Origin of the sequence: Klebsiella sp. KPN54798 (assembly GCF_021184225.1) — a bacterium.
Lineage (GTDB): Bacteria > Pseudomonadota > Gammaproteobacteria > Enterobacterales > Enterobacteriaceae > Klebsiella > Klebsiella pneumoniae.
In genome coordinates, this window is record NZ_CP089234.1 from 628,418 (window position 1) to 640,757 (window position 12,340).

The 12,340-nt window shown below is 61.0% G+C and carries 11 protein-coding genes; 7 read left to right on the forward strand and 4 right to left on the reverse strand.

All coding sequences use genetic code 11. The features are described from left to right. Nucleotides 1–68: 68 nt before the first annotated feature. From lsrA to lsrG, 6 genes are read left to right on the forward strand one after another with little or no spacing between them, the layout of a single operon-like run. Entirely contained in the window at nucleotides 69–1,556 is a 1,488-nt protein-coding gene (gene lsrA, locus LPQ25_RS03100; protein WP_014906895.1) for an autoinducer 2 ABC transporter ATP-binding protein LsrA, read from the forward strand. After that, nucleotides 1,553–2,587: an autoinducer 2 ABC transporter permease LsrC gene (lsrC, locus tag LPQ25_RS03105; RefSeq protein WP_004174225.1), complete on the forward strand. Its 1,035-nt coding sequence runs from the start codon at nucleotides 1,553–1,555 to the stop codon at nucleotides 2,585–2,587. Before lsrA ends, lsrC begins: the two co-directional genes overlap by 4 nt. Then, complete coding sequence (gene lsrD / locus LPQ25_RS03110; protein ID WP_002917727.1) at nucleotides 2,588–3,586, forward strand: autoinducer 2 ABC transporter permease LsrD; 999 nt, start codon at nucleotides 2,588–2,590, stop codon at nucleotides 3,584–3,586. A gap of 1 nt (nucleotide 3,587) precedes the next feature. Beyond that, a complete protein-coding gene (lsrB, locus tag LPQ25_RS03115) occupies nucleotides 3,588–4,589 on the forward strand; it encodes an autoinducer 2 ABC transporter substrate-binding protein LsrB (protein ID WP_014906897.1) in 1,002 nt (333 codons plus the stop codon). Between the two features lie 11 nt (nucleotides 4,590–4,600). Next, nucleotides 4,601–5,488, forward strand: coding sequence for a 3-hydroxy-5-phosphonooxypentane-2,4-dione thiolase (lsrF, locus tag LPQ25_RS03120; RefSeq protein WP_002917724.1), 888 nt, complete (start codon nucleotides 4,601–4,603; stop codon nucleotides 5,486–5,488). After that, nucleotides 5,485–5,781 carry a (4S)-4-hydroxy-5-phosphonooxypentane-2,3-dione isomerase gene (lsrG, locus tag LPQ25_RS03125; protein WP_004181386.1) on the forward strand — a complete coding sequence of 99 codons (297 nt, stop codon included), beginning with the start codon at nucleotides 5,485–5,487 and terminating at the stop codon, nucleotides 5,779–5,781. The genes lsrF and lsrG overlap by 4 nt, the downstream gene beginning before the upstream one ends. A 46-nt stretch (nucleotides 5,782–5,827) precedes the next feature. Here lsrG and ygjG read toward each other — a convergent pair whose 3' ends face one another. Further along, entirely contained in the window at nucleotides 5,828–7,207 is a 1,380-nt protein-coding gene (gene ygjG / locus LPQ25_RS03130) for a putrescine aminotransferase (RefSeq protein ID WP_014906898.1), read from the reverse strand. A 257-nt stretch (nucleotides 7,208–7,464) separates the two neighbouring features. Beyond that, nucleotides 7,465–8,019: a PadR family transcriptional regulator gene (locus LPQ25_RS03135; RefSeq protein WP_002917718.1), complete on the reverse strand. Its 555-nt coding sequence runs from the start codon at nucleotides 8,017–8,019 to the stop codon at nucleotides 7,465–7,467. A gap of 236 nt (nucleotides 8,020–8,255) precedes the next feature. Between LPQ25_RS03135 and LPQ25_RS03140 the strand changes: the two genes are divergently transcribed. Beyond that, nucleotides 8,256–9,032: a siderophore-interacting protein gene (locus tag LPQ25_RS03140; RefSeq protein ID WP_004144829.1), complete on the forward strand. Its 777-nt coding sequence runs from the start codon at nucleotides 8,256–8,258 to the stop codon at nucleotides 9,030–9,032. Between the two features lie 155 nt (nucleotides 9,033–9,187). Here the strand turns inward: LPQ25_RS03140 and LPQ25_RS03145 are convergent, their stop codons facing one another. Both LPQ25_RS03145 and dhaM read right to left on the reverse strand, forming a co-directional pair. Beyond that, entirely contained in the window at nucleotides 9,188–10,837 is a 1,650-nt protein-coding gene (locus tag LPQ25_RS03145; RefSeq protein WP_234599495.1) for a glycerone kinase, read from the reverse strand. A gap of 75 nt (nucleotides 10,838–10,912) precedes the next feature. Beyond that, nucleotides 10,913–12,334: a dihydroxyacetone kinase phosphoryl donor subunit DhaM gene (gene dhaM, locus LPQ25_RS03150; protein ID WP_014906899.1), complete on the reverse strand. Its 1,422-nt coding sequence runs from the start codon at nucleotides 12,332–12,334 to the stop codon at nucleotides 10,913–10,915. Nucleotides 12,335–12,340: the final 6 nt, after the last annotated feature.

The window sequence follows — 12,340 nt, forward strand, 5'->3', positions numbered from 1 at the left end:
ATAGTTCACCGTCTACGCTTTTGAACATTATTAAATTTAAAAATCATTTGTTCAAACGAGGCGCGACGATGAAGCCACTGCTTGAAGCTCGCCAGATCCGCAAACAGTTCTCCGGCGTTGCCGTGCTGAAGGGCATCGACTTTACGCTATGCGCGGGCCAGGTGCATGCCCTGATGGGAGGCAATGGCGCGGGTAAATCGACGCTGATGAAGATCATCGCCGGCGTCGAAACCCCGGATAACGGTGAACTGACGATCGGCGACCGCGCGTTTGCGCGCCTCAGCCCGGCGCTGGCCCACCAGCTGGGCATCTATCTGGTGCCGCAGGAGCCGATGCTGTTTCCCAACCTCAGCGTGCGCGAGAACATTCTCTTTCGTTTGCCGAAGCGGGCGGATACCGCCGCGCGACTGCAGGAAAAACTGCAGCAGTTGAACTGCCAGATCAACCTCGATGCCAGCGCCAGCACGCTCGAGGTAGCCGATCAACAGATGGTCGAGATCCTGCGCGGCCTGATGCGCGAAGCGCGGATCCTGATCCTTGATGAACCCACCGCCTCTTTAACCCCGGGGGAAACGGAGAGGTTGTTTAGCCAGATCCGCGCGTTACAGGCGCTGGACGTGGGGATCGTGTTTATCTCGCACAAACTGCCCGAAATCCGCCAGCTTGCCAGCCATATTTCGGTGATGCGCGACGGGGCGGTAGTGCTGAGCGGCGAGACCGCAACTTACCGCGATGAGCAACTGATTAGCGCTATGACGCCGGCCAGCCGTGACCATACGCTGAGCGACACGCAAAAGCTGTGGCTGGCGCTGCCGGGCAACCGCCGCACCCAGGCGCAGGATTTTCCCGTGCTGCGGGTGGAGGATCTTACCGGAGAAGGCTTTATCGATCTCAATCTGGAGATCCGCGCCGGGGAGATCGTCGGCCTCGCCGGGCTGGTGGGATCCGGGCGCACCGAATTTGCTGAAACCTTATACGGCCTGCGTCCACCACGCGCCGGGCGGATCTGGCTGGAGAATCGCGAGATTAGCAATGACAGCACCCGAGCCCGGCTGGCCAGCGGGCTGGTCTATCTGCCGGAAGACCGCCAGGTCTCGGGGCTGTTTCTTGATGCGCCGGTGCGCTGGAACACGGTGATGTTCAATCAGCCGTCGTGGTGGCAGCAGGGGAAACGGGAGGCGGCGGTGGTTGAGCGCTATCACCGGGCGCTGGGGATCAAGCTGGCCGATGGCGATCAGCCGGTGCGCACTCTCTCTGGCGGTAACCAGCAGAAGGTGCTGCTGGCGCGCTGTCTGGAGGCCAACCCGCTGCTGCTAATTGTCGATGAGCCGACGCGCGGCGTGGATGTCTCCGCCCGCGCCGATATCTATCAGCTGCTGAAAAGCGTCGCCGCGCAAAATGTGGCAGTGCTGATGATCTCCTCCGATCTGGATGAGTTCATCGGCCTGGCCGACCGGGTGCTGGTGATGCATCAGGGTCGCTACAGCGGCGAGCTGGCGCGGCAGGCGGTGACCGTCGATCGCATGATGACCCTGGCCTTCGGAGGGCAGGCATGAAAACGTTACTCAAGAATCGCGAACTGAGCGCCTTCTTTGCCATCGTGGCGCTCTTTGTTGTGCTGGTGGCGCTCAATCCGGCCTATTTCAGCCTGCAGACCCTGGCGATGATTTTCGCCAGCTCGCAAATCCTCTGCCTGCTGGCATTGGGCGCGACCCTGGTGATGCTGACCCGCAATATTGACGTGTCGGTAGGCTCCACCGTTGGGCTATGCGCCATCGCCGTCGGCGTGGCGCTGAACAACGGCTACGGGTTGGCGACGGCCATCGCCTTCGCGCTGGCGATTGGCGCGCTGGCCGGGGCGTTTAACGGCCTGCTGGTGGTGGGGCTGCGCATCCCGGCGATCGTCGCGACGCTCGGTACGCTGGGGTTGTATCGCGGGGTGATGTTGCTGTGGACCGGCGGGAAATGGATCGAAGGCTTGCCCGACAGCCTGAAATCGCTCTCGGAGCCCGCGTTTATCGGCGTGTCGCCGCTGGGCTGGCTGGTGCTGGCGCTGCTGCTGGCGGGCGGCTGGCTGCTGTCGCGCACCGCCTTTGGTCGTGATTTTTACGCCGTTGGCGATAACCTCGCCGCCGCGCGCCAGCTGGGCGTGGCGGTCAACCGCACGCGGATGCTGGCCTTTACCCTCAACGGTATGCTGGCGGCCTGCGCCGGGATCGTCTTCGCCGCGCAGATTGGTTTTGTGCCTAATCAGACCGGCAGCGGCCTGGAGATGAAAGCCATCGCCGCCTGCGTACTGGGCGGGATCTCGCTGCTTGGCGGTACCGGTACGCTGCTCGGCGCGTTTCTCGGCGCCTTTTTCCTTACCCAAATCGACACCGTACTGGTGCTGTTCCGCCTTCCCGCCTGGTGGAATGACTTTATCGCCGGTCTGGTGCTGCTCGGCGTGCTGGTGCTCGATGGCCGCCTGCGCCAGGCGCTGGCCCGCCATCAGCGGGCGCTAAAGTACAGCCGTTTCCAGCCCGGTAACAAAGGGGGGAAACAGGTTGCCCGCTTTCCCGAACGCAAAAGCAAAGAGGTGGCTTAAATGAAGCTGAAGCTTAACTGGGAAAGCGCGCTGCTGGCGTTGCTGATCGTGGAGATCCTGCTGTTCGGCGCGCTGAATCCGCGCATGCTGGATCTCAATATGCTGCTCTTTAGCACCAGCGACTTTATCTGCATCGGCATCGTCGCGCTGCCGCTGACGCTGGTGATCATCAGCGGCGGGATCGATATTTCGCTGGGCTCGACCATCGGCCTGTGCGCCATCGCCCTCGGGGTGATGACCCAGGCGGGCTGGCCGCTGTGGCTCGCGGTATCGCTGACGTTGCTCTTGGGACTGCTGTGCGGGTTATTCAACGCCGCGCTGATCCACTACACCGGCATCAGCCCGCTGGTGATCACGCTTGGTACGCTGTATCTGTACGGCGGCGGCGCGCTGCTGCTTTCCGGGATGGCCGGCGCGACCGGTTACGAGGGGATTGGCGGTTTTCCCGATAGCTTCACCGCCTTCGCCAATTTAACCCTCGCCGGACTGCCGCTGCCGCTGGTGCTGTTCGCGATTATCACCTTTTTCTTCTGGCTGCTGACCCATCGCGGGCGCTTTGGCCGCCACCTCTTTTTACTCGGGCAAAACCCGCGCGCCGCGCGCTATGCCGCGCTGTCGGTGAACGGCATCCCGTACGTGCTGTATGGCCTGGTGGGCGTCGCCTCGGCGGTCGCGGCGCTGGTGATGGTCTCCTATTTCGGCTCGGCACGTTCGGATTTAGGCCGCGACCTGCTGATGCCTGCGCTGACCGCGGCGGTGCTCGGCGGGGCCAATATTTACGGCGGCTCGGGATCGATACTGGGTACCGCGCTGGCGGCATTGCTGGTGGGGTATCTGCAACAGGGTTTACAGATGGTCGGCATCCCCAACCAGGTGTCGAGCGCGCTGTCAGGGGCGCTGTTGGTTGTGGTGGTGATGGGGCGTTCGCTGAGCCTGCACCGTGAATGGGTGCGCGCGACCTGGCGGCGTCTTTTCTCGCATAAAACAATCGGAGCATAAAATGAAATTAAAACTGATCGTGCTGGCGCTGGCGATGAGCGTGGTTACCGCGCAGGCGGCGGACCGCATCGCCTTTATTCCTAAGCTGGTCGGCGTCGGCTTCTTTACCAGCGGCGGCAACGGCGCGAAAGAGGCGGGGAAAACGCTGGGCGTGGATGTCACCTATGACGGTCCCACCGAGCCCAGCGTCTCCGGCCAGGTGCAGCTTATCAACAACTTCGTCAACCAGGGCTACAACGCGATTATCGTTTCCGCTGTCTCGCCGGACGGCCTGTGTCCGGCGCTGAAGCGGGCGATGCAGCGCGGGGTGAAAGTCCTGACCTGGGATTCCGATACCAGGCCGGAGTGCCGCAGCATCTATATCAATCAGGGCACGCCGCAGCAGCTTGGCGGCCTGCTGGTCGAGATGGCGGAAAAGCAGGTGACGAAGCCTACTGCCAAGGTAGCGTTTTTCTACTCCAGCCCGACGGTGACCGACCAGAACCAGTGGGTGAAGGAAGCCAAAGCCAAAATCGAAAAAGAGCATCCGCAGTGGCAAATCGTCACCACCCAGTTTGGCTATAACGATGCCACCAAATCGCTGCAAACCGCCGAGGGGATCTTAAAAGCGTATCCGGATCTCGACGCCATTATCGCGCCGGATGCCAATGCGCTGCCGGCGGCGGCGCAGGCGGCAGAGAACCTCAAGCGTCAGGGCGTGGCGATTGTCGGCTTTAGTACGCCGAACGTGATGCGTCCGTACGTTGAGCGCGGCACGGTGAAAGCGTTCGGCCTGTGGGATGTGGTTCAGCAGGGCAAAATTGCGGTTAACGTCGCCGATCGATTGCTGAAAAAGGGCGATCTTAACGTGGGCGACAGCGTTGAGGTGAAAGATATCGGCTCGCTGAAGGTCGAACCGAACAGCGTGCAGGGCTACAAGTATGAGGCGAAGGGCAACGGTATCGTGCTGCTGCCGGAGCGCGTGGTGTTCAGCAAAGAGAACATCAACAACTACGACTTCTGACGGAGGATGAGATGGCAGATTTAGACGATATCAAAGAGGGGAAGGACTTCGGTATTGACCGCCCGCAGCAGAATACGCTGTATACCCTGAAAGGCTGCGGCTCGCTGGACTGGGGCATGCAGTCGCGGCTGGCGCGCATTTTTAATCCGCACAGCAACCGCACGGTGATGCTGGCCTTCGATCACGGCTACTTCCAGGGGCCAACCACCGGGCTGGAGCGTATCGACCTGTCGATTGCGCCGCTGTTTGCCGACACCGACGTGCTGATGTGCACCCGCGGCGTACTGCGCAGCCAGGTACCGGCGGCCACCAATAAGCCGGTGGTGCTCCGCGCCTCCGGCGGCAATTCGATTTTGAGCGAACTCTCCAACGAATGCGTGGCGGTGGCGATGGAAGACGCGCTGCGGCTCAACGTATGCGCGGTGGCGGCGCAGGTCTATATCGGCAGCGAATACGAACATCAGTCGATCAATAACATCATCAAACTGGTGGACGCCGGCAATCGCTACGGTATGCCGGTCCTGGCGGTTACCGGCGTCGGCAAAGAGATGACCCGCGATGCGCGCTACTTCTCGCTGGCCAGCCGGATTGCCGCCGAAATGGGGGCGCAGTTTGTGAAGACCTATTTCGTTGAGGAAGGCTTTGAAAAAGTGACCGCCAGCTGTCCGGTGCCGATCGTTATCGCCGGCGGTAAAAAACTGCCGGAGCATGAGGCGCTGGAGATGTGCTGGCGGGCGATCGACCAGGGGGCGTCCGGGGTGGATATGGGGCGCAATATCTTCCAGTCCAGCGCCCCGCGCGCGATGCTGAAGGCGGTGAAAAAGGTGGTGCATGAGAATCTGAACGCGCGCGAAGCGTATCAGTTCTGGCAGGAAGAGAAACAGGGAGAGCTGAAATGAACGTCACGCTAGTGGAGATCAATATTAAACCCGAGCGGGTGGATGAGTTTCTCGAGGTGTTTCGCGCCAACCACGAGGGCGCGCTGCGGGAGCCAGGCAACCTGCGCTTTGATGTCCTGCAGGATCCCGAGGTGAAAACCCGCTTTTTTATCTACGAAGCCTATAAAGACGATGAGGCGGTGCTGGCGCATAAGAAGACGCCGCACTATTTAGCCTGCGTCGAAAAGCTGGAGGAGATGATGTCGCAGCCGCGGCAGAAGCGCAGCTTTATCGGCCTGTTACCGCAGGTGTGAGGGTTATCCTTCACCCTCTCAGAGGGAGAGGGTGAAGGACACTTTATTACGCTTCTTCGACCGAAACGCGCAGGGCCGCCAGCGCCTTGCGCGCCGCCTTCAGCACCTGTTCGCACTGCTCAAGGGTGAGCGTCAGCGGCGGTTCAATGCGGATCGTCTTGGCGTTGTTTAACGTCCCGGCGACCAGCACCCGCTGTCTGAACATCTCGCTGGCAAAGTCGTAGCCAATCTCGTTATCAACAAACTCGATAGCCATCAGCATGCCTTTCCCGCGCACTTCATTCACCAGGTCCGGATACTCCTGCGCCAGCAGGCGGAAACCGTCCAGCAGCATATCGCCTTTCTGCGCCGCCTGCGCCGGCAGGTTTTGCGTCAGCAGCACGTTGATCGTCGCCAGCGCCGCCGCACAGGCCAACGGGTTGCCGCCGAAGGTGGTGGTGTGCAGGAACGGGTTATCGAAGAGCACCGAGAAGACCTCTTCCGTCGCCACCGTCGCGCCGATCGGCATCACACCGCCGCCGAGCGCTTTCGCCAGACACAGAATGTCCGGCTGGACGTTCTCATGCTCACAGGCGAACATCTTGCCGGTGCGGCCCATGCCGGTCTGCACTTCGTCGAGGATCAGCAATGCGCCAAACTCGTCGCACAGTTTACGCACCGCCGGCAAATACCCCGTTGGCGGGAGGATCACGCCCCCTTCGCCCTGAATCGGCTCGAGGATCACCGCCGCGACGTCGTCGCCGGTTTTCTTGCACTCGCTCAGCATGGTGCGCATGGCGGTGATATCGCCGAACGGCACGTGGCGGAAGCCCGGCAGCAGCGGCATAAAGGGTTTGCGGAAGGTCGACTTGGCGGTGGCCGACAGCGCGCCCAGCGATTTACCGTGGAAGGCGCCGCTGGTGGCGATGAAGGTAAATTTACCGCGCGGCGACTGATAGGCTTTCGCCAGCTTGATGGCCGCCTCTACCGATTCGGTACCGCTGTTGCAGAAGAAACTGTACTTTAGTTTCCCGGGCGTTAAGGCTGCCAGGGTTTTCGCCAGCATCGCGCGTAGCGGGTCCAGCAGCTCCTGACTGTGAAGCGGTTGTTTCGCGAGTTGATTCTCGACGGCGGATACCACAACTGGATTACGGTGCCCTACATTGAAGATACCAAACCCACCAAGGCAGTCGATAAACTCCTGTCCCTGGGTGTCGACAAGCGTATTTAACCCTCCCGCTTGCCACTCTACGGCTCCGTAATCCCCGCCGGCTGTGACCGATTTTCGATACTCTAAAAACCCCGGATTCACATGCTCTTTAAAGTATTCCCTGACCTCCTGGTTAAGTGCTTTCATTTCCTCATGATCAAGCGTGCGCTTTTCAATGAGATTCAGTGCGTGTGCGCTGCAGGCCAGAGCCGATGCGCTGGAAGGTAACCTGTTCAAAATGTGCTCCTGGGGCGGACGTATCACACGATACTGGATTAAGTATTGCAGGGATTACGCCAGTTCGGCAGAAGCGGTGAAAATCGGGATAAATGCAAAGCAAAAGACGAATTGTGTAAAATTTAATCTCATTGCGCCACTATTGGCACGTTTTATTCCTGAGCTGACGAGATTTTCTGCCTGGCGGCAATAGACGGGGCGATCCGCCGTGGTGCGGGCTGCCCCAGCGCGGGGCAGCCGGTGGTGAAAAAAGAGGCTTAGTCGAGCTGAGAGATCTCCATCGCCGCCCGGTCAATAATGCCGATGATCTGCTTGAGCTGGGCGGCACTGCTGGCCTGCTGGTTCACTTTCAGGTCGAGGACCGCTTTGAAGTTTTCCAGCGCGCGCTTCATCTGCGGATCGCGGCGCAGCTCGCAGCCGACCATCCGCGCCTGCAGGCGCTCCTGGATATGGGCCAGGTGCTCCTGGTTCTCGGCGTGCAGCTGTTTTCCTTCCTCGCTGATAAGGATTTTCTTGCGTCCGTTGTCGTCTTCCACGCTGATAAGGCCCTGGTCCTGGAGCAGATCCAGCGTCGGATAGATCACCCCCGGGCTGGGGCTGTAGTTCCCCTGGGTAAGCGTTTCGATCTCTTTGATCAGCTCATAGCCATGGCTGGCGCTGCGGCTGAGGATATCCAGAATGATCAGCCGCAGTTCGCCGTGGCCAAAGAAACGCTGGCGACGTCCGCCGCCGCGGCGGCCATGGTCGCCGTGTTCGCTAGGGTCACCGTGGCGCCCGCGTGGCCCACGCCCTTCTTCATGATGATGTCGCATGGTTACCTCCTGCTGTTTTGATATATCTAATTTATATCTAAAAAATGAATGTTCGCAATGCTGGTTGCTATTTATTATTTAATATATTGATATATATGAAATTATTTTCTGACTGTGGATTTTGATGCGGTTTGTTTTGACTATATCAAAAAAAGACTTGCATTCTTATTAGTTGGCAATCATTATCATTTGCATCAAGTTTAGATATATCTATTTACCGTTCACGAAGGCAATCGATGATGACAAAAACCAAAGCAGACAAGTACCCGCAGCGTGTCCGCAATGAGCTGCGTTTCCGTGAGCTGACGGTGCTGCGCGTGGAGCGCGCAGGCGCGGCGTTCCAGCGTATCGTGCTGGGAGGCGAGGCGCTGGAAGGCTTCGCCTCTCACGGCTTTGACGACCATACCAAGCTTTTTTTCCCCGAGCCGGGCGCGGCATTTACCCCGCCGCAGGTGACCGAGGAGGGGATTGACTGGGGGGAAGGCGTGCGGCCTGCCACCCGCGACTATACGCCGCTGTACGATGCCGAACGTCACGAGCTGGCTTACGATTTCTATATCCACGATGGCGGTATCGCCAGCCGTTGGGCGCTGGAAGCAAAAGTGGGCGATAAGCTGGTGATCGGCGGCCCGCGCGGCTCGCTGGTGGTGCCGGAAGATTATGCCTGGCAGCTGTATGTTTGCGATGAGTCCGGCATGCCGGCGCTGCGCCGTCGTCTGCTGGGATTACGCCAGCTGCCGGCGAGGCCGCAGGTGACGGCCATCGTTACTATCGCCGATGCGTCGTATAAAGATTATCTGGCGGATCTCGACGGCTTTAACATCGAGTGGGTGGTGGGCCACAATCCGGCCTTCGTCGCCGAGCGTCTGGCGCAGGTGAAGGTGCCGGCGGAGGATTATTTTATCTGGCTGACCGGCGAAGGCGCGGTGGTGAAATCGCTGCTGGCGCGCTTTGAAGACGAGAGCATCGATCAGCAGCTGGTGCGTTCCCAGGCGTACTGGCACAGCAAGTAAAAAGCCATCGTGGTAAAACCCGGATAGCGGCGCGTCGCGCCTTATCCGGGCTACCGGCGGTGCCGTTTTTTGTCGGGTGGCGGCTTACGCCTTACCCGACCTGCTATTCGGCGGTGTTACGTCGCCCCGGTAAGCGCAGCGCCACCGGGGAAGGCTTAGCGTTCCGCCAGCGCCTTAAACACCATCGCCACCGCGTGGGCGCCGGGGTCCATGTTGCCGAGCAGGCTATCGCTGTTGAGATAGGACGCGCGTCCGGCGCCGGCTTTGCTTGACTGGCAGGTGCGAGCCGCCCCGGCCTGCGCCGCGGCGAAAGCGGCCTGCAGATTCTCCGGTTCGGCCAGCAGCGCCGCCAGCGCCGGCTGCAGAGCGTCGATCATCGTCCGGTCTCCCTCATCGGCGCCGCCGTAAAACTTCATCTGTTCCAGACCGGCGTTCAGCGCCTCGGCCACGCTGGCGCCTTGCCCCAGCTTCTGCCCGGCAGCGGTGAAGAAGATAGACATCAATACCCCGCTGGAGCCGCCCATCACCACCGTCAGGCGTTCGCCGATCAGCGCGAAGAGCGTTGGCAGATCGTTCAGCGGCAGCTGCTGACGCTCGAGCCGCTCGGCAATTTCACGCGCCCCGGCGGCGAAGGTGGAGCCGGTATCGCCGTCGCCTACTTTGGCATCCAGCGCGTTGAGATGTTCTTCAAGATCGATGAGGGCGCCGGTCACCTGCGCCACGTAATCGCCCACCTGTGGGTTGGCCGAGGGCGTAAAATCCACCCGGGCGCTGTCGAGGGTGGACGGCACGACGTTGATAGTCCGCGGCTGCACCGGCTTCTGCCAGCTGGCGGTTTCCACATCCGAAAGCAGCGCTTTCTCAATACTCTCCTCCAGCACGATGGTGGTCAGCGAGAAGCCTTTCATATCCAGCGCCGTCACCAGCGAGGCCGGGCCTATTAACCAGTCAATGCGCGCCTGCAGCGGGGTGTTGGCCAGCTCGCGGGTCAGGATCGCCATCTCAGCCACCGACACGCCGCCGAGGTTATTGAGCATCACCGCCAGGCGGCCGGTTTCCGGTAGGGCGGCGGTCAGTTTTTCCACCATCAGGTTAACGATTTCCGCACTGTTTTGCGTGGCGATCGTCGAGGCGCCCGGCTCTCCGTGGATGCCCATTCCCAGCTCGGCGTGACCGGCCTGATGGCGCGGCGCGCTGTCGGCTTCCTGCGGCAGGTGGCAGCTGGCCAGCGCCACCCCGATGCTGGCGGTATGGCTGGCGGCGTATTGCGCTTCACGCAGGACGGTGGCGAGGTTGAAGCCGCGCTCGGCGAAATAGCCAGCCACTTTATGCACCAGAATGGTCCCGGCGATGCCGCGCGGCTGTTTGTTATCCGGCAGCGAAATATCGTCGCCGACGATCAGCATCTCCACGTTGTAGCCGAGTCGGCGCGCTTTCTCCGCCGCCAGACCGAAGTTAAGCCGATCGCCGGTGTAGTTTTTGACGATCAGCAGGCAGCCCGCCTCGCCGGTCACTGCCTGAATGGCGGTGAGCACCGCGTCGACGCTCGGCGAGGCGAACAGATCGCCGCAGACCGCGGCGGTCAGCATGCCTTTACCAATAAAGCCGACGTGCGCCGGTTCATGGCCGGCGCCGCCGCCGGAGATCACCGCCACGTTGTTTTTATTCAGATCGCGACGGACCACCACCCGGATCGCCGGGTCGCTCTCCAGACGGGCGAGGTTATTCCACGGGCTGGCGATAATGGTACCCTCAATCACATCGTTGACGAGGCTGGCGCGCTGGTTAAAAAAGAATTGAGACATAGTGGTTCCTGAAGAGTAAGCGAAAACTCACCCTCCGGAGGCAGGCCCCCGGAGCGGTAACGGTCAACGTGAATTTTAGTCACGGATAAGGCGCTGGTGGCGCATATCGAGCACGATAGTCTCGCCGGGCTGCACGCTGTTCAGCGCCTCGCCCTGCTGGCTCAGCCAGGCGATCCCCGCCGCGCGGGCGATAATCGCGCCGTGAGCCTGTTCGCTGCCGTCGCGCAGGCACAGGCCTTTAACGAAGCTGGCATCCAGCTGTAAGACGGTTGAGGGATAAATATTGTCGGCAATAATAATTGTTGGCTCGCCGGGCGTCGGCACTCTCTCCTGAGCGCCCTGCAGATGGCGCAGGGTGCGCTGCAAAATATCTTCGATATCGATATAGCGCGCCTGCAGGTAGGGGTCATCCAGCTGGCGATACTGCTGGCTGAGCTCCATCAACACCTGATGCCATGCCCATTCCGCCGTGCATTGTTCGGTGAGCAGACGATCGTTGGCGGCATCAAACAGATCGTCATCGTCGAGCAGGGTGTGGTGCCCGGCGAAGATCGCCGCGATATCGGCGTTAAATTTATTTTCCGCCAGCTCGGTCAGGGCGATAAGATCCGCCAGCGTCTGGTCAATGGCCTGGCGCAGGCGCTGCTGCTCGCGGGCGGCATCGGCGGCAGCCGGGCGGAGCGGCTGGATCAGGGCCAGCGGATAGCGCAGGGCAGCGCCTTCGACGCGCTCGGGCGTTGCCGGAGCCGCTGCCGGTTGCGCCGCAGGCGATTCACCGAAGTTATCGGCGGCCAGCGCCTGAAACGCCTCCAGCGCCGCGTCGGCATCCGGACCGCGGGCCAGCAGGCGCAGCTTATCGTTGCGGCGGACCTGCAATAGCGCGATTTGGTTGAGGCTGTCCGGTTTGACGCACTTCCCGTTTTTCTCCAGCAGCAGATCGGCGTTAAAGCCCGCCAGCGCGGCGACCAGCTTCGACGCCGGACGCACGTGCAGGCCGTTATGATTGTTAATAATGACTGACACCGATTTTGTGTCGCCGTCGTCGGCAAGCATCGGCGCCGGCGCGGCGTCAGAAGTTGGCGAAGGTAAACCCAGCTGAACCCGCTTGGCCTCCAGGGCGCTCATGGCGTCGGCGATCACCTTGTCGATCCCGGCGCCGGAGGCAGCGCTGACGGTGGCCGCCAGCGTCCCTTCCACCAGCGGCGCGGCGCACAGTCGCACCTTCGCGGCAATCGCCGGATCGAGCAGATCGAGGGCGGTTTCGGCGCTGAGCAACGCGCTGCCGATATCCATCATCACCAGCACGTGATCGGTATCGGCCACGGATTCGATCGCCTCCATGACTTTAAGCGGATCGGTGCCGATCGGGCTGTCGGGATCGTCGATCCCGGCGGCGATCGCCAGTTTGCAGCCATCGTTGATTAACATCTGCCGGGCCAGTTCTCCGACACCTTCGCCCAGCCGGGCGCTATGAGAAACAATAACCAGGTTTACCATCGCGAT